The sequence below is a fragment of the Micromonospora sp. NPDC047707 genome (genome assembly GCF_040704235.1).
Lineage (GTDB): Bacteria > Actinomycetota > Actinomycetes > Mycobacteriales > Micromonosporaceae > Micromonospora.
This window is the reverse complement of the sequence record NZ_JBEYSU010000003.1, coordinates 187556-209417: the sequence shown is the minus strand read 5'-3', so window position 1 is coordinate 209417 and position 21862 is coordinate 187556. Positions and strand designations below refer to the sequence as shown.

Genomic DNA, 21862 nt, shown 5'->3' with positions numbered 1-21862 from the left:
CGCCCCTACCGGGCCGAGCCGGTGGGGCCGGAGGATTCGTCGCGGCCGGCCAGCTTCGAGCGGCGGTAGCCGTAGAAGGCGTAGATCAGGACGCCGATCAGGAACCACACCGCGAACCGCAGCCACGTCTCCGGGGCGAGGAAGGTGATCAGCCAGACCGAGAAGATCGCACCCAGCGCCGGCACCACCGGCATGCCCGGGAGGCGGAAGGTGCGCGGGGCGTCGGGCCGGCGGTAGCGCAGCACGATCACCGCGATGCAGACCACCACGAAGGCGAGCAGGATGCCGATGTTGGTCAGCTCGGCCGCCTCCCGGATCGGCAGGAAACCGGCGATCAGCGCCGACCCGACGCCGACGATCCAGGTGACCCGGCTCGGCACGCGGCGCACCGGGTGCAGCTTGGCGAACCAGGCCGGCAGCAGGCCGTCCCGGCTCATCGAGAACCACACCCGGGTGACCCCGAGCATGAAGGTGAACATCACGGTCAGGATGCCGATGATCGCGCCGGCCGCGATGACGGACGCCAGGCCGGAGAGACCGACCGAGGCGAACGCCGAGGAGAAGCCGCTCTCCGAGTCGATCTGGGTGTAGTTCTGCATGCCGGTCAGCACCAGGGTCGCCAGCACGTAGAGCACCATCGACAGGGCCAGGGAGTAGATGATCGCCCTCGGCAGGTGGCGACGCGCGTCCCTCGACTCCTCGGCGGCGGTGCTCATCGCGTCGTACCCGAAGACGGCGAAGAAGACGGTGGCCGCACCCGTGATCGCCCCGCCGACACCGAACGGGAAGAACGGCGAGTAGTTCTCGGTCTTGACGTAGAAGAAGCCGACCACGATGACCAGCAGCACCACCGCGACCTTCAGCCCGACGACGAGCGTCTCGAACCGGGCGGCCGTCTTGATGCCCTGGTTGAGCAGGTACGCGATGAACAGGCAGAGGAGCACCGCGAACAGGTCGACCACGTGACCGTCGCCGGTGCCTGGCGCGCCGAGCATCCAGGCGGGCAGTTCCAGCCCCAGTTCGCCGACGAGGAAGGCGAAGTAACCGGAGATGCCGATCGCCACCACCGCCACGATGGCCGTGTACTCCAGCAGCAGGTCCCAGCCGATGAACCAGCCCACGGCCTCGCCGAGCACCGCGTACCCGTAGGTGTAGGCCGAGCCGGCCTTCGGGATCATGCCGGCGAACTCGGCGTACGACAGGGCCGCCGCGGCGCTCGCCAGGCCGGCGATCAGGAACGAGACCAGCACCGCCGGCCCGGCGGTCTCCCTCGCCACCGCACCGGCCAGGGCGAAGATGCCCGCGCCGATGATGCCCCCCACGCCGATGGAGGTGAGCTGCCAGAGCCCGAGTGACCGCGACAGCTGCTCCTCGCTGGTGTCGGCGATCTCCTCGACCGGCTTGCGGCGGAAGATGCCGCTGCCCGTGACGCGTCCCGCGGAGGTCATCGTCGTCCCCCTTCTCCGATCCCGGGTACGGACAGCGTGGTCCGGCCGCAGGGTCACCGCAACGCTACCGTCCGGAACGGTTCGGCTCAGGAGAAGTCGCGTCCCTGCTCCGGCGCCGGCCGGGTGAGCCGCCAGTACTGCCGTCGCCCGTCGTCGCGGACGACGACTCCGGAGCGGGCCAGCTCGCCCCGCAACTCCCGGGCCTCCCCGTCCCGGCTGGCGTCGAGCGCCCGCTGCCGGGCCCGCAGCAACGCGTCCGCCTCCGCCGGCAGGCCGGGCAGCCCCGGCACCCACCGCCGGTACGCGTCCCGGTGCGGGTCCGCGTCCCGCCACGGCCAGCCGTGGGACCGGAACGCCTCGGCGAGCCGCCCGGCCGGCAGGTCGGACCGTTCCCGCGCCAGCTCGCCCCCGTCCGGGCCGAGCAGCACCAGCGCCTTCCCGTCGACGAACACGGCGCGGGTGTCCCGCCGGGCCACCTCCCGGGCGGGGCCACCGGGCCGGCGCAGCCGGACCCGCTCCCGGCCGACGGCGACGGCGAGCCGCTCGGCGGTGGCGATGCCCGCCATCACCAACCCGGCGAGCGTCCCGAGCGCCACGCCGCCGGCCGTCGCGTACGCGTCGGGCAGCCGGGCGGCCAGCTCGAACAGCCCGTGGACCGGCACCCAGGCCTGCCCGGCGAGCCAGTCGGAGGCGGCGGCGAGCGCCGCGCCCGCCGCCGCCCCGACCAGCGGGAAGCCGCCCCAGAACAGCACCAGCTCCGCCCGGCCGCCGTCGACGACGGTGGGGCCGTCGAGACCGTGCACCGTCACGCCGCCTCGCGCCGCAGGGTCCGAACCAGGCCGGCCGCCAGGGGCACGACCATCCACACCAGCAGCGACACCGCCAGCCGGGCCCACTGCCCGGCGGTGACGTCGGGAGTGAACAGCGGCTCCATCGTGCGGGCGGTGTCCAGCCAGCCCGCCGGTTCCCGCAGCGGCCGGATCAGCCCGCCGAGCACCGACCAGAGCGTCGGCAGCAGCAGGAAGGTCACGATCGCCAGCGGCGTGTTGAGCAGCAGCAGGCCGAAGCCGGCACCCATCAGCACGTTCGCGACCTGGAGGACGGCGGCGTGCAGGATCAGGGAACCCTCGATCCGCCAGGTGCCGGCGCCGCCGGTCGCCCCCGCGACGGCGGTGCCGACGGCGGCGGTGGCCAGGCTCGTCAGCAGCGAGGCGAGCGCCGCCAGCACCACGGCCGACAGCTTCGCGGCGATGACGCGTTCGCGGCGGGGCACCAGGGCGAACGTGGTCAGCGCGGTGCGCTGCGACCACTCGGCGGTGATGGACAGGATGCCGAGCACCGGCAGCAGCAGGCCCACCGGCAGCAGCGACGAGGTGAAGAACCCGACGAAGGTCTGCTCGGCGTCCGGTGCCCAGATCAGCTGCACGGCGACCAGCACGGCGGTGAGCAGCCCGATCGTGACGAGCAGCCAGAGCCCGGCCCGGGTGTCGGCGAGTTTGCGCAGCTCCACACCGGTGAGCCGGAGCAGCGACGGCCCGGGTACGTCCCGGTGGGCGCGCGGGGTGGTGGTCTCTTCGCCGGGTGCGGTGGCGGTGCTGGTCATCGGACGGCCTCCCGGGTCGTCTGGTCGGCGGTGAGGGTGAGGAAGAGCTGCTCCAGGCCGCCCCCGTCGGCGGGGCGCAGCTCGGTGAGCGGTACGCCGCCGTCGGCGGCGGCCTGGCCGACCGCCTCGGCGGAAGCGGGCACCAGCAGCGACCCGTCGGTGCCGCTGGTCGCCGCCAGGCCGGCCGCGTCCAGGGCGCGGCGCAGGGCGGCCGCGTCCCGGGCCCGGACCACCGTCCGGTCACCGGCCAGCAACTCGTCCTTGCCGCCCTGGGCCACGATCCGGCCGCCCCCGATCACGACCAGCCGGTCCGCGACGGCCTCCACCTCGCGCAGCAGGTGGGAGGAGAGCAGCACGGTGCCGCCCCGGTCGGCGAAGTCGCGCAGCAGGCCGCGCATCCAGAAGATCCCCTCCGGGTCCAGGCCGTTGGCCGGCTCGTCGAGGATCAGCACCCGGGGGTCGCCCAGCAGCGCGTGCGCGAGGCCGAGCCGCTGCCGCATCCCCAACGAGTACGCCCGCACCCGGCGCTTCGCGGCCGTGCCGTCCAGCCCGACCAGGTCGAGCTTCGCCACCACCTCGCGCCGGTCCACCCCCATCGTGGCGGCGGCGACGGCCAGGGCCTCCCGCCCGGTGCGGCCGGCGTGCTGCGCCGACGCGTCGAGCAGCACCCCGACCTCCCGGCCCGGGTTGGGCAGCTGCCGGTACGGCCGCCCGCTCACCGTGGCCGCGCCGGCGCTGGGCGGGGTGAGGCCGCAGATCATGCGCATGGTGGTGGACTTGCCGGCCCCGTTCGGCCCCAGGAACCCGGTCACGGTGCCGGGCTCGCAGCGGAACGACACGTCGTCGACGGCGGTGTGCCGCCCGTACCGTTTGGTGAGGTGTTCCACGGTGATCATGCGGTCCAGGCTGCCCGCGCCGACCGGTGGTGCGCAGCGGCCGGCGGTCGCCGCCGGGTCGACCAAGGTCGCCTCCGGACGTCGACTTCGGTAGCTGGTCGAGTGCTCCGACGGCTGCCTAGGCTGGTGGGGTGACCAGCGCCGCCGTACCGGATCATCCCTGGCTGCTGCCGGGGTCGCTGGCCACCGGGGAGCGGGCCGGCCCCGCCCCCCGCCGCACCACCCGCGACTGGGTGGTCGACGTCCTCGCGTTCCTGCTCTCCCTCGTCTGGGTGCTCTGGGCCACCGCGGACGCCACCCTGCCCGACCCGGAGTTCGCCGCGCCCCTGGAGCAGCGCTGGCTGATCCCGGTCGACGCGGTCATCGGTCTCGTCTGCTGCGGCCTGCTCTGGGTCCGCCGTCGCTGGCCGCTCGGGCTCGCCGTCGCCACGCTGCCGTTGACGGCGTTCTCGATGGCGGCGGCGATCCCGCTGCTGATCATCTACTTCACGGTGATCGTGCACCGCCGTACGGCCGTCGCGCTGGCGGTCACCGCCGGCGGACTGGTTACCAACTTCGTCTTCACCTACCTGCGTCCGGATTCCGACCTGTCCTACTGGGCGACCACCGCGTGGGGGGTCGCCATCACGGCCATCGTGCTGGCGTGGGGGATGTTCGTCCGGGCGCGGCGGCAGTTGGTCGTCTCGCTGCGGGAGCGCGTCGAGCGGGCCGAAGCGGAACAGCAGCTACGGGTGGCGCAGGCCCGGCAACTGGAGCGCACCCGCATCGCCCGGGAGATGCACGACGTGCTCGCGCACCGGATCTCCCTGCTCAGCCTGCACGCCGGGGCGTTGGAGTTCCGGCCGGACGCCCCGCCGGACGAGGTGGCGCGGGCCGCCGGTGTGATCCGCGCCAGCGCCCACGCGGCGCTCCAGGACCTGCGGGAGGTGATCGGTGTGCTGCGGGCCGAGGGGCCGGCCGCCGAGGGCCCGGAGCGGCCCCAGCCGACCCTGGCCGACCTGCCCGCGCTGATCGAGGAGTCCCGGACGGCGGGGGTACGGGTCGACACCGTCGACCGGGTGACCGGGTCGGACCGGGTGCCGGCGGCGGTCGGCCGCAGCGCGTACCGGATCGTGCAGGAGGGGCTGACCAACGCACGCAAGCACGCCGCCGGCGCCGCGGTCGCCGTCGAGCTGGCCGGCGCGCCGGGGGAGGGGCTGGCCGTGGAGGTCCGCAACCGCTGGCCGGTCGGCGGGGTCGACGCCCCGGATCTGCCCGGCACCGGCACCGGCCTGGTCGGCATCGCGGAGCGGGTCAGCCTGGCCGGCGGCCGGCTGGAGTACGGGCGGGACGACGCCGGGGACTTCCGGCTCGCCGCGTGGCTGCCGTGGCCGGCGTGACGCCTCCGCCGGAAGCGACGCCGACGGCGTCCCCGGAACGTCCGGTACGCGTCCTGATCGTCGACGACGACCCGCTGGTCCGGGCCGCCCTGACGATGATCATCGGTGGTGCGCCGGGGTTGACCGTGGTGGGCGAGGCCGCCGACGGCACCGAGGTTTCGGCGGCCGTCGCCGCGTACGCGCCGGACGTCGTGCTGATGGACATCCGGATGCCCCGGCTCGACGGGCTGGCCGCGACCGAGGCGCTGCGGGCCGCGCCCGCCCCGCCCGAGGTGCTGGTGCTGACCACGTTCGACGCCGACGAGCAGGTGCTGCGGGCGCTGCGGGCCGGGGCGGGTGGCTTCCTGCTCAAGGACACCCCGCCGGCCGAGATCGTGCGGGCCGTCCACCGGGTGGCGGCGGGTGAGGCGACGCTCTCCCCGACGGTGACCCGCCAGCTCATCGCGCACGTGACCGGCCCCGGCGGCGCGGACCCGCGCCGGGAGCGGGCGCGCCGGCAGCTCGCCACGCTCAGCGAACGGGAACGGGAGGTCGCCGTCGCCCTCGGCCGGGGCCGCAGCAACGCCGAGATCGCGGCGGAGCTGTTCATGAGCGTGGCGACGGTCAAGGCGTACGTGTCACGGCTGCTGGTGAGGCTGGACCTCAACAACCGGGTGCAGGTGGCCCTCCTGGTCCACGACGCCGGCCTTGTCTAAGAGACCCTCACCACTGATACTCTCGTCGTTGAGAGTATCGGAGGTGAGAGTGTGGGTGGGTTTGTTGGTCGGACGCGGGAACTCACGGTTCTCCACGGCATGCTGGGTCGCGTCGCCAGGGGCGGCAGGGCCGGACGGCCCGGGCGGGCCCTCCTGATGCGGGGCCGCCGGCGAGTGGGGAAGTCCCGACTCGTCGAGGAGTTCGTCGAGCGTGCCGACGTTCCCCATCTCTTCTTCACCGCGTCCGCCCAACCGACGGCAGCGGCGGACATCGCGCTCTTCGTCGAGACCGCGGCGGCGTCCTCACTGCCCGGGGCGGAGCTCTTCCGCGCGCAGCGGCCGGGCACCTGGGACGCCGCACTCACTCTGCTCGCCGCAGCCCTCCCCGCCGACCGGCCGAGCGTGGTGGTGCTAGACGAGATGCCGTACCTCATCGCCACCGACCCGGGCTTTGAGGGCACCCTGCAGAAGGTCGTCGACCGGGAGCTGTCCCGGCGTCCCGTCCTGTTGATCTGCGTCGGCTCCGACCTGGCGATGATGGAGGCGCTGAACGACTACGGCCGCCCCTTCCACCAGCGGGCGACCGAGATGGTCGTACCGCCGCTCAGTCCCGCTGACGTCGGCGAGATGCTCGGGCTGTCGGCCGCCGAGGCGATCGACGCCTACCTGGTGACCGGCGGCCTGCCGCTGATCCTGGACGAGTGGCCTTCCGACGCGTCGTTGTCGGCGTATCTTGCCGACGCGGTGACCGATCCGACATCCGCACTTCTCGTGAGCGGGGAGCGTGCTCTGGCGGCGGAGTTTCCGCCACAGTCCCAACCCGGCCTGGTTCTTCGGGCCATCGGCTCCGGTGAGCGTGCGTTCTCGCTGATCGCCCGCGCCGCCGGTGGTGTCCCGCAGGCGTCCCTTGCCCGGGCGATCCGCCTGCTCACCGACAAGCGCATCGTGGAGGCGGGCGTGCCCCTGTCCACGCGACCCTCCCGTGAGGCGCGGTACAGCGTGGCGGACCCTTACCTGCGGTTCTGGCTGTCGTTCCTCGGGCCGTACCTGCCGGAGATCGAACGAGGGCGTGGCGACCTGACCCTCGCCCGGATATCCGCCTCGTGGACATCGTGGCGCGGGCGGGCGGTGGAGCCGGTGGTGCGGGAGGCGCTGCGCCGGCTGCCGGCCGGACACCTGCCGGACGGCACCGACGTCGTCGGTGGCTACTGGACCCGGACCAACGACCCCGAGATCGACCTGGTGGGAGCCGACCGCGAGCCGGTCGCCCGGCGGATCACCTTCGTCGGCTCGATCAAGTGGCAGGAGAATCGTGCGTTCGACGCGCACGACCTCGGTCGCCTCCTCGTGCACCGGTCCCGGTTGCCCGGGGCCGACGACGAGGTGCCGCTGGTGGCGGTCTCCAGGAGCGGGGTGACCGTCGACGGGCTGCGCCCGGTGTCGCCGGAGGACCTGCTGGCCGCGTACCGGGATTGAACCTTCCGGCTGTGCGCGACGTACTCCCGGCCGAGGATGTGGTGCGGCGCTCAGCCGCCCCGCTACCCAAGCTGCGGGAGGCCTACCGTGCGAGTTGGTGAGCAGTCGACGGATCCCATCGATCAGGTACTGGGCGAGGTGCCGGTCCCGGTGCCGCTGACCCCCGAGGACGTCCGGCTCGCGGTCCGGGCGGTGGTCGTGCACGCGGCGGAGGAGTGGCCGTCGGGGCCGCTGTGCCGCAACGACGGTGCGACCTATCCGTGCCGGTTGCACCGCTGGGGCCGGCGGGTGCTGTTGACACACGGTCTCAACGAGCGGCAGGTCGACGCGCTGGTGCGGCACGGCAACCCGTTCGTGCACGTGCCGTTCCCGTTCACCGTGAACGGGAACGCGCCGGCGCGCACGTCGGTGCCGGCCCGTCCCGGGGCCGCCGTGCCGCCCCGGACACCGGCCGCTGTGCCGGCGCGTCCCGCGTACCCGGTGCGTGGCCAGGCGGCCGCCCGGGTGGTCGCGCCCGGCGCGCGGCCCGCGGTCCGACCTGCCGGCCACGGCCGCACCAGCCCGGCGGCCACGCCGCGCTGGCCCCGGGCGAGCTGAGCGGAGGTACGCCCGCGAGGCTCGGGGCGCACGACGCCGGCCCGGTCGGGGGGATTTCCCCACCCCTGACCGGGCCGGCGTCGTCGTGGTGCGGTCGTCAGCGGACCCCGCAGTCGGGGGCCGACCAGCTGGTGGTGTTGGCGGTGTCGTCCCGGTTGTTCTCGCGCCGGGAGTCCACGTGCACGTGGTCGCCGTGGTCCGGCGCGCCGGGGCCGAGGATGCCGCTGAAGCCGCGGTTGCGGGCGTCGCGGGCCACGTCGCACAGCGACCGGCTGCGGGACACCACGTCGGCGGCGTTGCCGTAGAGGTGCTGGCTGTCCCGTGCCCCGCCGACCTGGTCGTTGCACGCCCGGCTGCGGAAGCCGCTGGTGACGTAGAGCGGCTGGTCGCCGAGGCTGTGGCGCATCGCCTCCAGCTTCCACATCGTCCGCAGGGCGTTCCCCCGCGTCTCCGCCGGGGAGAGCGGGCCGCCGGTCCAGCCACCCCGGCCGCAGCCGTCGTCCATCTCGCTCCAGCTGAAGTGGCGGGGTGTGCAGTCGTCGTCCTGCAGCTCGTAGATCTTGCCGTAGGTCTGCGGCCCGGCCACACCGTCGACCCGCAGCCCGTACGCGGCCTGGAAGCGCCGGACCGCCGCGGCGGTCTTCGGGCCGTACCGGCCGTCGAGTTCCACGATGTCGCGGTTGCCGGCCCAGCCGGCGACGCGGAGCTGCAACTGGCGGACGTCGTCGCCGGATCTCCCCTGGTAGAGGTTGCGTGTCCAGGTGTAGCAGCCGTCCGCGTGGGCGGCCGGGGCGGCGACCACGGTGGCGATCGCGGCTCCGGGCAGCGCCAGAGCGAGGGCGACCATGGCCCGTTTCAGGGTCTTCGTGCGCACAGAAGTCCTCCCGGTAGGAAGAGCGAATGGAGTGGGACATCGACCGGGACGTCCCGTGATTTCCACCCTGACACTGATCGGTCGGTTAGGAGGGGATAAACGAGAATTGTCCTCAGATCTCGCGCTTCCTGGGTCCTGGCTGGGAATGCGGCGATTTGTGAATTACCCACTCCGTCCTGAGTCGCCCAACAGCAACGGGAACGGCACGGAAGGTCGCGTCCCGCCACACCCTGGGTGATGTCTCCGCCGTCAGGAGAGCCGGTAACGTCAGCGTCCGGGTGAGGGGAGGTGGGCCCGTGGCGCGCGGTGGGGTCTTCTGTGTCGAAGGTCAGTGGCACCGCGACCTCAACGAGCGCGGCTCGGTCCTGCCCACCCTGGAGCTGCTGGAGCGCCTCGGGAAGATCCGGTTCATCCACAAGGACGCGGCGACGAGGGACGAGCTGTTCTACTTCGTCGACCGCTGGCTGCTCAAGCAGTACGCCGACTACCGCGTGGGGTTCTTCGCGATGCACGGCGAGCCGAGCCGGCTCTGCCTCACCGACTGGGAATCGGTGGCCCTCGCCGACGTGGCCGACCTGATGGCCGGCCGTTGCGAAGGCCGGCGGCTCTACTTCGGCAGCTGTTCGGTGCTGCGCGCCTCCGACGCCGTGCTCCGCGATTTCCTGCACACCACCGGAGCGGCGCTGATCTGCGGTTTCACCCGGGAAGTCGACTGGGTCGAATCGGCCGCGTTCGAAACCGTGCTGCTCGACGTGCTCGCCAACGGGCAGCGGCACAACGCCGCCGAACTGCGAATGGGCTCGGCGCACTGGGCGCCGCTCGCGTCGTACCTCGGCTTCCGGGTGATCTACGCCAACGGCCGAGCGTGGCGACCGCCGGTCCGGCCCCGCGTCCCCGCCCAGCCCGCCGGCGCGTCCCGCGTCGCCGTCCCGCCCGAGGCGTGATCAACGCGAGGTGCGGACGGTCGCGGCGCCTCCTGCCGGCACACCCGACATCCTGGAACCGGAGTCGGTCCCGCAACCCTGGTAGAAACGAGCGGTGGCACGAAGCATCGCGACGAACACCCGGGTCGACCGCGCCGAGCTGATCGAGTTCCTCCGGCCCCGGCACAGGGTCCTCCTCATGACCACCCGCGCCGACGGGCGGCCCCAGTCGTCCCCGGTCTCCGCCGGTGTCGACGCCGAGGGACGCCTGGTCGTCTCGACCTACCCCGAGCGGGCCAAGGTCACCAACATCCGCCGTGACCCCCGGGTCTCCGCCTGCGTGCTCTCCGACGACTGGAACGGCCCGTGGGCGCAGGTCGACGGCATCGCCGAGGTGCTGGACCTGCCGGACGCGCTGGAGCCGCTGGTCGAGTACTACCGCAGCATCTCCGGCGAGCACCCGGACTGGGCCGAGTACCGGACGGCGATGGCGCGCCAGGGCAAGTCGCTGATCCGGGTGACGATCGACTCGTGGGGTCCGATCGCCACCGGCGGCTTCCCCGCCCGCCTCGCCGACTGATCAGTACGCGGCGGTGAAGCGGGAGTTCTCGTGGCGCGGGTTCTCGATCTCGTCCACGATCACCACCGCCATGTCCTGGTAGCTGAGCACCGAGCGGCCCTCGTGGTCGGTCACCGGGTGGTCGTCGCCGGTGCGGTACCGCCCGGTCCGCTCGCCCGGGTGGAACTCCAGCGGCGGCGGGGAGACATAGGTCCAGCTCACGCCGTCGGCGGAGGAGCGGTAGAAGTCCAGGGCCTCGGCCTGGCCGATCGCCGCGTCGCGGTACTCCTCGGGGAAGTCCGGCTCGTCGAGGATCCGGGTGCCCTTCCGGGTGAGCAGGGTGGCACCGCCGCCCAGGTGGATGATCCGAGGCGTGGCCGGCATCTCGCGCAGCGTGCCGACCAGCGTCCGGGCCGCGTTCAGCCAGAGACCGCGCTGGTCACCGCCGATCGCGACCACCAACGCGTCCGCCTCCGGCGCCAGTTCCCGTACGCTGCGCTCGCTGGTCGCGTCCCCGGTGACGACCTGGACGCCCGCCGGCAGGTACGACGTGGCCTCCGGCCGGCGTACCGCGGCGGTGACCCGGTGCCCCCGGTTGAACGCCTCGGTGGTGATCCGGGAACCCGCGGTCCCGCCCGCCCCGAACACGACGATGTTGCTCACGCCCCCAGGCTAGGGACGGCACGGCCCCGCCGCCGGGGAACGCGTCAGTCGACCAGCGCCGAGTAGACCAGTTGGCGCAGCTGCGGCCGGATCGGCCAGGTGCTCGACGGGAGCAGCTGGGTGAAGAACAGCGCGGTGATCTCCTCGGCCGGGTCGACCCAGAAGGCCGTGCTCGCCACCCCGCCCCAGTAGTACTCGCCGACGCTGCTCGGCACCCGGGCCGGGATCGGGTCGTCCACGACGGCGAACCCGAGCCCGAAGCCGACTCCCTCCAGCGTGGTCTCGGCGAAGCCGCCGGTGGACAGCGTCTCCAGGTCGCTGCCGCCAGGGAGGTGGTTGCGGGTCATGAACCGCACCGTGCGCGGTCCGAGCAGGCGTACGCCGTCCACCTCGCCGCCGCGCAGCAGCATCTGGGTGAAGCGGTGGTAGTCGGCGGCGCTGGAGAGCAGCCCGCCGCCGCCGGAGAGCAGGGTCGGCTTCTCGTACGCCAGGGCGCCGAGCTTGTCGTAGCGGAACGCGCGGCCGGTACGCGGATCCGGCGCGTACAGCGCGGCCAGCCGCGTCGCCGTGTCGCCCTCCACCCACCAGTGCGTGTCGGTCATGCCCAGCGGGCGGAAGATCCGGTCGGCGAGGAACGCGTCCAGGCTCTGCCCGGAGATCACCTCGACCAGCCGGCCGAGCACGTCGGTTGCGACCGAGTAGCCCCACGCGGTGCCGGGCTGGAAGAGCAGCGGTAGCTCGCCGAAGGCCGCGCAGGCGGTGGCCAGGTCGACGTCGGCCGGCGGGTGCAGGTCGTACCCGGCGGCCCGGTAGAGACCGTCGACGACCGAGGTCTGCATGAACCCGTACGTCAGGCCGGCGGTGTGGGTGAGCAGGTGCCAGACCCGGATCGGCTCGACCGCGGGCACCGTGTACGGCTTGAGCGTCGACCCCTTCGAGTAGACCCGGACGTCGGCGAACTCCGGCAGCCAGCGGCTGATCGGGTCGGTCAGCTCGAACCGGCCCTCCTCCCAGAGCAGCATCGCGGCGACGGAGGTGACCGGCTTGGTCATCGAGTAGATGCGCCAGAGCGTGTCCGCCTCCACCGGGAGCCGGGCCTCGGCGTCGCGCAGCCCGTACGTCGAGGAGTGCGCCACCTCGCCGCGGCGGGTGACCACCACCTGGAAGCCGGCGAGCCGCCCGTCGTCGACGTACCTGCCGAAGTGCTCGTCGATCCGCGCGAGGCGGGTGGGGTCGAAGCCGATCTGGTCCGGGTCGATGCTGCGTGCCACGCTCACACCGGCGAACCTACCCGGCGGTACGCCGCAGCCGGAAGGGCGGCCGGCCACACCTGTCGGTGCCGGTCAGTAGCCTGGGCCGATGCCGGAGCTGACCGAGGGCACCACCTTCCGCGACGACGACTGGTACGGGGAGGAGATCACCGACCGGCACTTCGTCGGCTGCGAGTTCCACCGGGTGGACCTGACCGAGGCGGTCACCCGGGGCGCGGTCTTCACCGGCTGCACGTTCGGCAACGTCCACTTCAACGCCTCCCGGCACGTCGACTCGGCCTTCACCCGGTGTGTGTTCCGCCGCTGCAACTTCTTCGAGGCCGAGTTCACCGGCTGCAAGCTGGTCGGCAGCACCTTCGCCGAGTGCGACCTGCGACCGCTGACCGTCGACGGCGGGGACTGGTCGTTCGTCGCGCTCCCCGGCGCCGACCTGCACGGCGTGCGGATCACCGGGGTACGCATGCGGGAGGCCGACCTGACCGGAGCCGACCTGACCGGCGCGACCGTGACCGGGGTGGACCTGTCCGGCGCGACGCTGCACCGCACCCGCCTGGCCCGCGCCGACCTGCGCGGCAGCGACCTGACCGCGCTCGACCCGACGCAGGTCGAGCGGGCGGGAGCGGTCATCGACGCCGAGCAGGCGCTGGTGATCGCGCAGACGCTCGGCTTCCACCTCGGCTGAGCCATGATCCAGTGACGCTCGTGACTGCCCCCTGACCACGGGAGGTGGGCGGAGCTGGGAACGCTACCAGCGGGTAACGAAGTGGGCACACGGAACGGGCGCGGACTGGCGGGAAGTCCGATCTGATGCAAACGTGAAACCCCTCGGGCGGCGTAACGTTTACGCCGCTTCGGGCGCTGCGTGCGCAACTGTGGGGAGTGGAGGGTCGGTGCCGGAGGAGAACGTGACGCCGCCGGGCACCCAGGGGCCTCGGCGCGGCCGGTATCCGGGTGCCCGGCACCGGTCGTCGACCGGCGCGGATCGGGTCCGCAGCGCCGTTCGCCGACTGTCCCGGCCCGGGCGGCGCCGGCGCTGGGCGGTCGCGGTCGTCACCGCACCCGCGTGCCTGGCCGCCCTGCTCGCGTACCTGAACTGGGGTTGCGGGCCGGCACCGGAGGAACCACCGGTGGCGGGCAGCGTGCCGGCCGGGGTCGGCCGGCCGAGCGGTCCCCCCGGCACGCAGCCGGCCGCCGGTCCGGCGTCGCCCGGCCTGCGCCCCCGGCAGCGGCCGCCGAGCCCGTCGCCGACGGCGACGCCGGCACCCCCGACGCCGACGCCCGCGCCGCCACCGGTGCTCACCCTGACCCGGAACGACGTGCCCGCGGAGGTGGACCTGACCGCCGTGGGCACCCGGGACTGGATCCACTGGGGACTGCGCGGCGACGACTCGACCGTGCGCAAGCGCGGCGGCTCCGGCGAGATCCGCGACGACGGCGGCAGCGGCCGCCGGGGTTCCTGGGACGGCAACCAGGAGACCTTCCGATGGCGGGGCGGCACTCCGGTGGAGTCGACCGACGGCACTCCGCACGGGGTCTACACCTGCGGCGTCGGCCGCGGCTTCACGCTCGCAGTGGCCGGGAGCGGCCAGCCGCGGACCGTCCACGTCTACGCCGGAACCTGGATGGCCCGGGGCCGGTTCGACGCCCGGCTCTCCACCGGCGGCCCGACCCGCACCCTGCGCATGGAGGACCCGCACACCAGCCGGTCCGCCGAGTTCGTCGTGCGCTTCCAGGCCCCGGAGGGTGCCCGGCTCGTGCTGACCTGGACCGCCGAGCACGCCTTCACCGACGACTGCGCCGGCGTCAACCTCCAGGCGGCGGCGTTGCGGTGATCGCGGGCCGGAGTAGCGTGGTGCCGCCGACCGTGCTGGAACGGATCGACCGTCGCGCACCCAGGGGAGGGCCATGACCGCGTTCGCCGTCGCACACCTGCGTACCCCGAACTTCGACCACGAGGACATCCACCGTTACCTGGAGCTGATCCAGGCCACTCTGGACCCGTTCGGCGGGCGGTTCCGGGTGCACGGGCCGCAGATCGAGGTGATCGAGGGGGAGTGGCCGGGCACGATCGTCATCATCGAGTTCCCGGACCGGGAATCGGTCCGCGCCTGGTACGACTCCCCGGCGTACCGGGAGATCCTGCCGCTGCGGACCCGGCACGTCGAGGGCTCCGCGATCATCGTCGACGGGGTGCCGCCCGACTACGACGCGGCGCGCACCGCCGCGTACCTCCGCGCCCAGGCGGCGCGCTGAGTGGACAGTGGGCCCCCGGCGCGACGCCGACGTCGTACCGGGGGCCCTGACGAACGGGCCTCCGCCGGAGCCCCCGCCCGCTCGTCCGTCCTCAGCAGGCGATGGGCTTCACCCACGAGCACTCGCGGTCCTCGGGGGCGGCCGGAGGTTCGGCCACGGCCGGTGGCGCGGTCCGCGCGGCGCCCGCGCCCTGCTCGGTGTACGACGCCAGCGCGACCGCGATCTGGTCCTCCAGCCCCTTCACCGACGAGGCGAGGTAGTTGTTGAGCAGGATGGAGAAGGCCAGCAGCCGGCCGTCGGCGTCGGTGACGTAGCCGGACAGGCCGGAGACGCCGGTCAGGCTGCCGGTCTTGGCGTGCACGTTGCCCGCGGCCGGTGTGCCCCGCATCCGGCTGCGCAGCGTCCCGCCCACGAAGCGCTCCGCCTCACCGGCCACCGGCAGGGCCGCGTACCAGGCGGGGAACCAGGGCTCGGCGCGGACGGCGGCGAGCAGGTCGACGAACTCGGTCGCCGGGACCAGGTTGCGCCGGGAGAGTCCGGAGCCGTCCCGCTGGCGGAAGGTCGTCGGGTCCATGCCGGCGCCGGCCACGTACCCGTTGATCGCGGCGATCCCGGCCGGCCAGGTGCCGGACCCGGCGAGCACCCGGCCGATCTCCTTGGTGAGGACCTCGGCGTGCCCGTTGTTGGAGAGCTTGAGGAACGGGACCATCAGCTCCACCAGGGTCATCGAGTCGTGCCGGGCCACCTCGACCGCCGCGGCGGGCGTGGGCCGGCCGAGGACGGTACGGCCCAGCACCCGTACGCCGTGCCGGCGCAGCGCCGAACGGAAGACGTCGGCCGCGTACCCGGTGGGTTCCCAGACCGTGACCCAGTCGCTGGCCGGCGCGTCCCCGACGGCGATCTGCCCGGTGACCACGACGGTGTTGCCACCGTGGACCCGCTCGAAGGAGATCGACGTGTCGCCGTCCGCGACGGTCGTCGCGCGGTTGTCGATCCGGAGGTATCCGGTGGCCGGCGTGGTGGTGACCACCGGCCGGCCGCCGGGCCTGGCCGCCGGGGCGGCGTGCACGATGACGGTGCCCGCGTCGTAGTCGGTGTCCGGCGCGACGGTCAGCGCGGACACCTGCGCCGCGTAGTAGTACGGCTCGTCGTCCCACGTCCAGTCCGGACCGAGCCGGGTGTCGTCGTAGCGGGTGTCGTCGGCGACCAGGTTCCCGGTCACCACCCGGATGCCGGAGCCGGCCACCTTCGCGGCCAGCGCGTCGTAGTCCGCGGCGAGCATCGTCGGGTCACCCCCGCCACGCAGGTGGAGGTCGCCGGCGACGACGGTGCCGCGGCGCGGCCCGCCGGCGAGCACGCCGGTGTGGAAGCGGTGGTCCGGGCCGAGCAGTTCCAGCGCGGCGGCCGAGGTCAGCAGCTTGGTGTTGGACGCGGGGACGAGGCGGCGGTCGCCGTTGCGGTGGTAGACCGTCTCACCGCTGGCGGCGTCCTTGACCACGACGGAGGCCTGGGCGCCGGCGAGGCGGGAGTCGGCGAGGATCGCGTCGATCGTGGCGTCGAGCCGGGTCGCGGCGGGGGTCGGCGACTCGGCCGTCGCGGTGGGCGCGCCGGTGGTGGCCGCGGCGGCGACGACGGCCACCAGCGCGAGCGTCCGGGGGAAGAGACGACGATGCATGCGGTGATGCTGTCACGGAGATATCTGCCAGGAAAGAGCAGAGAGCGAAGAAAATCTTCGTCGGCTAGCACGGATCGGACCGACGGCCGGCCCGTTCGCCGGTTTTCACCCGATCGGGTACGCGCCGGCGGGCCGGTTGACGGACGGGCGGGTAGCGGGCACCGTAGGCCCTGAGGGGCCCGGTCGTGGGCCCCGAGCCGCGACGGGCGACGTCCCTGTCGCCCCGGCCCGCCGTCGGTGGCCGGCCGCGTATCCCAGGAATCACGAGGAGTTCCGCCATGCTCACCATGACCGACAACGCCGTGCTGGTGATCCGAGACCTCGCCAACCAGCAGGACGTCGCGGAGGACGGCGGCGTCCGGATCGCCGCCGACCCGGAGGCGGGCTCGCTCACCGTCGAGCTGGTCGAGCGGCCGGTCGACGGCGACCACGTGGTCGACAACCAGGGCGCACGCATCTTCCTCGACTCGGACGCGGCCGAACTGCTCGGGGACGCCTCCGTGGACGCCACCGTCGACGACGAGGGCATCGTGCAGTTCGGGTTCACCGAGAAGCAGTGAGCCAGATTCAACCGGCCCGTCGGGCGGTTCCGCCGCGGTTCGGCCGGGCGGGCCGACCGGGGATCGGCTGACCGGGCGGCATCCGTCCCGGCCGGGCGTCCCGCGCGGAGGCCCGCAGGGCCGTCAGCACGTGGGCGAGGTGATGGGACGTGCACCACGCCGCCCAGGTGCTGGTCGAGCCCGCTCCACCGGACCGCCGGGCACGGCGGACGATCTCGTGGTCGCCCCACGAGTACGCCCCACCCGCCGCCGGCCAGTACGGGGCCGCGACCAGGGTGCGGCACAGGTCCGCGAACCGGTCGTCGCCCCGGCCGCCCCGCCGCGACCAGCGGTAGATCCACCACGCTCCGTCGGCCGTGTAGCGCATCGTGGGCAGCCGGTCGCCCGCCTGGTCGGTGTCACGCGCCGCCGGGTGGACGCCGTAGTCGCCATAGCCGACACCCAGATTCGCCAGCTCCTGCCACAGCAGCCAGTCCCACCGGTCGAGCCGGACCGGCTCGTCGGTGGGCAGGCGGGACAGGGCGGGCGGCATCCCGCCGGCCGCCACGCTGATCGAGCGCCAGGCGTGCCGGCGGGCCCAGTCCAGCAGGCGGCGGACCCGGGGCTCCGCCACCCGCACGTCGGCCCGGCAGCACACGTCCGCCGCGTCGACCAGCAGGTCACACTGCTCCGGGTCCAGCCCGGTCCACCGCCAGATCCGTTCCACCGCCGCGGTGGCCGCGTCCGGCCCGGCCCGGTCCGTGCCGATGCGCAACCGGACCAGCGCCCGCCGGGCGTGGGCCCGGGCCGCGGCGCCGTGCGCGACGAGCCGCCGCTCGCTCTCCGCCAGCCCGATCACCGGCACCAGCGGTACGCCCCAGCGCGCCAGTTCCGTCTCCGGCGCGTCGGGCAGGGCGGAGACGTCGACCGCGGGGAGCAGCGCCGCCGGCAGTCGACCGAGGACGTCCACGGTGAAGGAGTCCAGGAGGGACACGTCGATGACCGGAGCGAGCAGCGGCGCCAGGCTCGGGTCGAGGTGGCTGAGTGCCTCCAGCTCACCGCGCCGGTTGGCAAGGATGGGTCGGTAGACCGGTTCCGCCTCCCGGCCCCCGTGGGCGGGCACCATACTTCAGCCTAGCCACGGCATTCGTGGCGGTCACCGCAAACCCCGATCCCCGGTCCGCTCCGCCGCAGGTCAGGGCCGCTCGCTGGCGGCTGCACTGTCCACGATCGGACACTTCCGGCCCCCGTTGGCGCGCCGAGACGCACACGAGCGCGCGGCGCCGCCCGACTCCTGGTCGGAACGTCGCCGCGCTCTGGCCGTCTCCCACCACCGCAGCCGTACGGCGGTACGCCAGCGGGGACCTGGCTCGACCGGACCCGTGGGCCGGTCGTGGTGTCGATCCCCGTCCAGCCGGGATCCAAACCCTCACAACGTGGGGAATTCCACCATCTGCGAGTCCCGGCGTGGCGCACGGCCCGAGCGGGTAAGGGGTGCGACATGGAGCATTTCACGATCGCGACGGTCGCCGAGAAGAGCCCGGACTTCCGGCGGGTGCTGTGGACCGGGCAGCACAGCCAGCTGGTCATCATGACGATCCCGCCGGGCGGTGAGATCGGCGAGGAGGTCCACGAGGACGTCGACCAGATCCTCACCTTCGTCAGCGGGACGGGCGAGGCACGGGTGGCGGGGGAGAAGCGCGGGATCGCCCAGGGCGACCTGGTGGTGGTGCCGGCCGGCACGAAGCACAACTTCGTCAACACCGGCCCGAACCCGCTGGTGCTCTACACCGTGTACGGCCCGCCGGAGCACGCCGACCAGGTGGTGCACCGCACCAAGGAGGAGGCGGACGCGGCCGAGGCGGCCGGCGAGGACCAGCCCCCCACGTCCTGACGCGGCGGATCGCCGGTCTGACACCGGTGGATCCGGGTACCCGCAGCGGGTGGACCAGCCGGCGATCTCCGACTACGGGTTCCTCTCCGACTGCCGCTCCGGTGCGCTGGTCGGCCGGGACGGCTCGGTCGACTGGTGGTGCCCGGACCGGTTCGACGGTCCCGCGGTGTTCGGGCGGCTGCTCGACCCCGACGCCGGGCACTGGTGCCTGGCCCCGGTCGGTGCGGGCCGTCCCGGACACCGCGTGGAGCGCGCGTACCGGCCGGACACGCTGGTGCTGCGGACCGTGCACCACACCCCGGAGGGAAGCGTCGCGGTCACCGACGCGCTCGCCGCCGAGCTGGGCGCCCGGGGGCACCGGCTGGGCATGAACTCGCCGGCGGTGCTGCTGCGCACCGTCGAGGGCCTGTCCGGGCGCGTACGGATGGCGTCGGACTTCGCGCCGCGGCCCGACCACGGCCTGCTCACCCCGTTCCTGCACGACCAGCCGGACGGCGCGGTGCTCGCGGTGGCCGGGGCGACGGTGCTGGAGCTGCGCTCGGACGGCCCGCCGCTGCACGCCGGCCCGGACCGGGTCCGCACCGAGTTCGAGGTCGCCGCCGGTGACACGGTCGGCCTCACCGCCGGGTACGGGCGCACGTACGGCGATCGGCCGGCCCGGCTCGACCCGGCGACCACGCTGGCCGAGACGGTGCAGGCGTGGGAGGCGTACCGGGAGACCCACCGGTACGAAGGGCGCTACCAGGACCTGGTACGGCACAGCGCGGTCGTCCTCACCGGCCTCACCTACACCCGCAGCGGGGCGGTCGCCGCCGCGCTCACCACGTCGCTGCCGGAACGGATCGGCGGCGACCGGAACTACGACTACCGGTTCGCCTGGCTGCGCGACTTCTCGATGACACTGCACGCCCTCTGGGTGGCCGCCTGCCCCAACGAGGCGTCCCGGCTCTTCCAGTGGGCGGCCCGCTCGATCGGCCGCCCCGGCCCGGAGCCGGTGCCGGTGCTCTTCGGTCTGGAGGGCGAGCGGGACATCTCCGAGCACGCCTCGACACACATGCGCGGGTACGCCGGCAGCCAGCCGGTGCGCTTCGGCAACGACGCCTGGCGGCAGCGGCAGCTCGACGTGCCCGGCGAGATGATCTCGGCGGTGTGGCGGCTGCACCACCTGCTCGCCGACCCGTTCGACGAGGAGCTGCGCGAGATGGTGATCGGCCTGACCGAGCAGGTGGCCGACACCTGGCACCTGCCGGACCGGGGCATGTGGGAGACCCGGGACACCGACCGGCACTACGTGTCGTCGAAGGTGCTCTGCTGGGTGGCGATGGACAAGGCGGTCGCGCTGGCACCCCGGCTCGGTGAGCGCGCGGACCCCGGCCGGTGGGCGGCGATCCGGGACGAGATCCGGAGCAGCGTGCTGCGTGCGGGGTGGAACGAGAGCGTCGGGGCGTACACCGGCTCCTTCGGGGCCAGCGAGATGGACGCCTCCGTGCTGTTCCTGCCGGTGGCGGGGTTCCTCCCGGCCACCGACCCGCGGATGCGTGCCACCATCGAGGTCGTCGAGCGCGATCTCACCACCCACGGCGGGCTGGTACGGCGCTGGGACGGCGATCCCGCCGGGTTCCTGCTCTGTTCGTTCTGGCTGGTGGAGTGCCTGGTGCTGGCGGGGGAGCGGGAGCGCGCCGCAGCGCTGTTCGAGCGGGTGGTGGGGCACGCCAACGACGTCGGCCTGCTCAGCGAGCAGATCGACCTGCACACCGGCGCTCAGCTCGGCAACACCCCGCAGGCCCTCTCGCACATCGGCCTGATCAACGCCGCGTGGCGCCTCACCTCGGAGTAAGGAAGGGCCCCCTGTTAACGCCTCCGGTAGTAAAAGGGTCCCTTCCTAACACATGTGCGGTCAGGCCGGCAGCACCGGCAACCCGCCGACGTCCACCGTCTCCGGGTACTTCAGGCCGGCGCCGGTGTTCAGCACCACGACCCGCTCGCCGGCCCGGATCCAGCCGCCCGCCCGCAGCTGCCGCGCCGCCGTCAGGCAGGCCGCTCCCTCCGGGCAGAGCAGCAACCCCTCCCGCGCGGCGAAGCCCCGCAGGTCGGCCAGGAGGTCCCCGTCCGCCACGGCGACGGCGGTGCCCGCGCTCTCCCGCAACGCGGCCAGGATCAGCTCGTCGCCGAGCGGCGCCGGCACGGTGATGCCGAACGCGACGGTACGCGCGTCGGCCCACGGTTCGGCCCGCTCGGCGCCGGCGGCGAAGGCCCGGACGATCGGCGCGCAGCCGGTCGACTGCACGGCCACCAGGCGGGGCAGCCGGTCGGTGATCCAGCCCAGCTCGCGCAGCTCGTGCAGCGCCTTGTGGATGCCGATCAGGCCGACGCCGCCCCCGGTCGGGTAGATGATCACGTCGGGCACCTGCCACCCGAGCTGCTCGACGATCTCGTACCCCATGGTCTTCTTGCCCTCGAGCCGGTACGGCTCACGCAGCGTGCCCGCGTCGAAGACCGCGCCGTCCGCGGCGGCGACCAGTCGTGCGACGTGCCGGCCGGCGTCGCTGATCAGCCCGTCGACCAGCCGCAGGTCGGCTCCGGCGGCGACGCACTCGCGGCGGCAGATCGCGGGTGCGTCCCGGGGCATGACGATGGTCGCGCCCAGCCCCGCCCGGGTCGCGTACGTGGCCCAGGCCGCGCCCGCGTTGCCGTTGGTCGGCATGGCGATCCGCTCGACGCCCAGCTCGCGGGCGCGGCTCACCCCCACGGCCGCGCCGCGCGCCTTGAACGACCCGGTCGGGGTCAGACCCTCGTCCTTGACCAGCAGGTCCGGGACGCCGATCTCGGCGCCGTACGTCGGGGCGCGCCACAGCGGCGTCCAGCCCTCGCCCAGCGTGGTGACGTACCCGGGATCGGCCACCGGCAGCAGCTCCCGGTACCGCCACAGGTCGGCCGGCCGGAGCCCGAACCGCTCCGGCGTGACCACCTCGGCCACCGCCGCCAGGTCGTAGCGGGCCAGCAGCGGGGACCCGCACCCGCACAGGTTCTGCGGCTTGCCGGCGTCGTGCTCCCGGCCGCAGCGCGGACACTCCAGGTGGGTCAGGTACACGGCGCTCCTCGCATCGTCCGCGGTCG

General features: G+C 73.7%; 22 protein-coding genes. 12 read left to right on the top strand and 10 right to left on the bottom strand.

Annotated features, from left to right (window positions below):
• Window positions 1-5: 5 nt before the first annotated feature.
• The 4 genes from AB0873_RS04885 to AB0873_RS04870 all read right to left on the bottom strand — a co-directional run bounded on the left by AB0873_RS04885 (window position 6) and on the right by AB0873_RS04870 (window position 3947).
• The gene (locus tag AB0873_RS04885; RefSeq protein WP_155333830.1) at window positions 6-1448 is read right to left on the bottom strand and encodes an amino acid permease; all 1443 of its coding nucleotides are present in this window, start codon (window positions 1446-1448) and stop codon (window positions 6-8) included.
• Between the two features lie 86 nt (window positions 1449-1534).
• Complete coding sequence (locus tag AB0873_RS04880) at window positions 1535-2257, bottom strand: hypothetical protein (protein ID WP_366598451.1); 723 nt, start codon at window positions 2255-2257, stop codon at window positions 1535-1537.
• A complete protein-coding gene (locus tag AB0873_RS04875; RefSeq protein ID WP_366598450.1) occupies window positions 2254-3051 on the bottom strand; it encodes an ABC transporter permease in 798 nt (265 codons plus the stop codon). Before AB0873_RS04875 ends, AB0873_RS04880 begins: the two co-directional genes overlap by 4 nt.
• Complete coding sequence (locus AB0873_RS04870) at window positions 3048-3947, bottom strand: ATP-binding cassette domain-containing protein (protein ID WP_366598449.1); 900 nt, start codon at window positions 3945-3947, stop codon at window positions 3048-3050. Before AB0873_RS04870 ends, AB0873_RS04875 begins: the two co-directional genes overlap by 4 nt.
• A gap of 131 nt (window positions 3948-4078) precedes the next feature.
• On the opposite strand from AB0873_RS04870, the gene AB0873_RS04865 reads away from it, so the two are divergent.
• The 4 genes from AB0873_RS04865 to AB0873_RS04850 all read left to right on the top strand — a co-directional run bounded on the left by AB0873_RS04865 (window position 4079) and on the right by AB0873_RS04850 (window position 8094).
• Window positions 4079-5326, top strand: a complete 1248-nt coding sequence (locus tag AB0873_RS04865; protein ID WP_366598448.1) for a histidine kinase — start codon at window positions 4079-4081, stop codon at window positions 5324-5326.
• Window positions 5323-6021, top strand: a complete 699-nt coding sequence (locus tag AB0873_RS04860; RefSeq protein ID WP_366598446.1) for a response regulator transcription factor — start codon at window positions 5323-5325, stop codon at window positions 6019-6021. Before AB0873_RS04865 ends, AB0873_RS04860 begins: the two co-directional genes overlap by 4 nt.
• Window positions 6022-6195: 174 nt before the next feature.
• Window positions 6196-7497 carry a DUF234 domain-containing protein gene (locus AB0873_RS04855; protein ID WP_366598444.1) on the top strand — a complete coding sequence of 434 codons (1302 nt, stop codon included), beginning with the start codon at window positions 6196-6198 and terminating at the stop codon, window positions 7495-7497.
• 87 nt (window positions 7498-7584) lie between these two features.
• Window positions 7585-8094: a hypothetical protein gene (locus AB0873_RS04850; protein ID WP_366598443.1), complete on the top strand. Its 510-nt coding sequence runs from the start codon at window positions 7585-7587 to the stop codon at window positions 8092-8094.
• A 97-nt stretch (window positions 8095-8191) separates the two neighbouring features.
• Here the strand turns inward: AB0873_RS04850 and AB0873_RS04845 are convergent, their stop codons facing one another.
• Window positions 8192-8968, bottom strand: a complete 777-nt coding sequence (locus tag AB0873_RS04845; protein WP_366598442.1) for a D-Ala-D-Ala carboxypeptidase family metallohydrolase — start codon at window positions 8966-8968, stop codon at window positions 8192-8194.
• 296 nt (window positions 8969-9264) lie between these two features.
• On the opposite strand from AB0873_RS04845, the gene AB0873_RS04840 reads away from it, so the two are divergent.
• Window positions 9265-9912 carry a hypothetical protein gene (locus tag AB0873_RS04840; protein WP_155333822.1) on the top strand — a complete coding sequence of 216 codons (648 nt, stop codon included), beginning with the start codon at window positions 9265-9267 and terminating at the stop codon, window positions 9910-9912.
• Window positions 9913-10006: 94 nt separating this feature from the next.
• Window positions 10007-10471, top strand: coding sequence for a PPOX class F420-dependent oxidoreductase (locus AB0873_RS04835; protein ID WP_366598441.1), 465 nt, complete (start codon window positions 10007-10009; stop codon window positions 10469-10471).
• Here the strand turns inward: AB0873_RS04835 and AB0873_RS04830 are convergent, their stop codons facing one another.
• Window positions 10472-11113: an NAD(P)H-binding protein gene (locus AB0873_RS04830; RefSeq protein ID WP_155333820.1), complete on the bottom strand. Its 642-nt coding sequence runs from the start codon at window positions 11111-11113 to the stop codon at window positions 10472-10474.
• A gap of 44 nt (window positions 11114-11157) precedes the next feature.
• Window positions 11158-12390, bottom strand: coding sequence for a serine hydrolase domain-containing protein (locus AB0873_RS04825; RefSeq protein WP_366598440.1), 1233 nt, complete (start codon window positions 12388-12390; stop codon window positions 11158-11160).
• Window positions 12391-12472: 82 nt separating this feature from the next.
• Between AB0873_RS04825 and AB0873_RS04820 the strand changes: the two genes are divergently transcribed.
• From AB0873_RS04820 to AB0873_RS04810, 3 genes are all read left to right on the top strand, one after another.
• Window positions 12473-13066, top strand: a complete 594-nt coding sequence (locus AB0873_RS04820; protein ID WP_366598439.1) for a pentapeptide repeat-containing protein — start codon at window positions 12473-12475, stop codon at window positions 13064-13066.
• Window positions 13067-13274: 208 nt separating this feature from the next.
• A complete protein-coding gene (locus AB0873_RS04815) occupies window positions 13275-14216 on the top strand; it encodes a hypothetical protein (RefSeq protein ID WP_366598438.1) in 942 nt (313 codons plus the stop codon).
• A 73-nt stretch (window positions 14217-14289) separates the two neighbouring features.
• A complete protein-coding gene (locus AB0873_RS04810) occupies window positions 14290-14637 on the top strand; it encodes a DUF1330 domain-containing protein (RefSeq protein ID WP_366598437.1) in 348 nt (115 codons plus the stop codon).
• 91 nt (window positions 14638-14728) lie between these two features.
• Here the strand turns inward: AB0873_RS04810 and dacB are convergent, their stop codons facing one another.
• Complete coding sequence (gene dacB / locus AB0873_RS04805; RefSeq protein WP_366598436.1) at window positions 14729-16312, bottom strand: D-alanyl-D-alanine carboxypeptidase/D-alanyl-D-alanine-endopeptidase; 1584 nt, start codon at window positions 16310-16312, stop codon at window positions 14729-14731.
• A gap of 278 nt (window positions 16313-16590) precedes the next feature.
• Between dacB and AB0873_RS04800 the strand changes: the two genes are divergently transcribed.
• Entirely contained in the window at window positions 16591-16872 is a 282-nt protein-coding gene (locus tag AB0873_RS04800) for an adhesin (protein WP_155333814.1), read from the top strand.
• 7 nt (window positions 16873-16879) lie between these two features.
• Here AB0873_RS04800 and AB0873_RS04795 read toward each other — a convergent pair whose 3' ends face one another.
• Window positions 16880-17977 carry a beta family protein gene (locus AB0873_RS04795; RefSeq protein WP_366598435.1) on the bottom strand — a complete coding sequence of 366 codons (1098 nt, stop codon included), beginning with the start codon at window positions 17975-17977 and terminating at the stop codon, window positions 16880-16882.
• Between the two features lie 375 nt (window positions 17978-18352).
• Here AB0873_RS04795 and AB0873_RS04790 point away from each other — a divergent pair, with 375 nt between their 5' ends.
• Entirely contained in the window at window positions 18353-18745 is a 393-nt protein-coding gene (locus tag AB0873_RS04790) for a cupin domain-containing protein (protein ID WP_155333813.1), read from the top strand.
• A 49-nt stretch (window positions 18746-18794) separates the two neighbouring features.
• Window positions 18795-20582, top strand: a complete 1788-nt coding sequence (locus AB0873_RS04785; protein WP_366598434.1) for a glycoside hydrolase family 15 protein — start codon at window positions 18795-18797, stop codon at window positions 20580-20582.
• Between the two features lie 60 nt (window positions 20583-20642).
• Here AB0873_RS04785 and AB0873_RS04780 read toward each other — a convergent pair whose 3' ends face one another.
• Window positions 20643-21836 (bottom strand): threonine synthase, encoded by a 1194-nt coding sequence (locus tag AB0873_RS04780; RefSeq protein WP_366598433.1) that lies wholly within the window; start codon window positions 21834-21836, stop codon window positions 20643-20645.
• Between the last annotated feature and the right edge of the window lie 26 nt (window positions 21837-21862).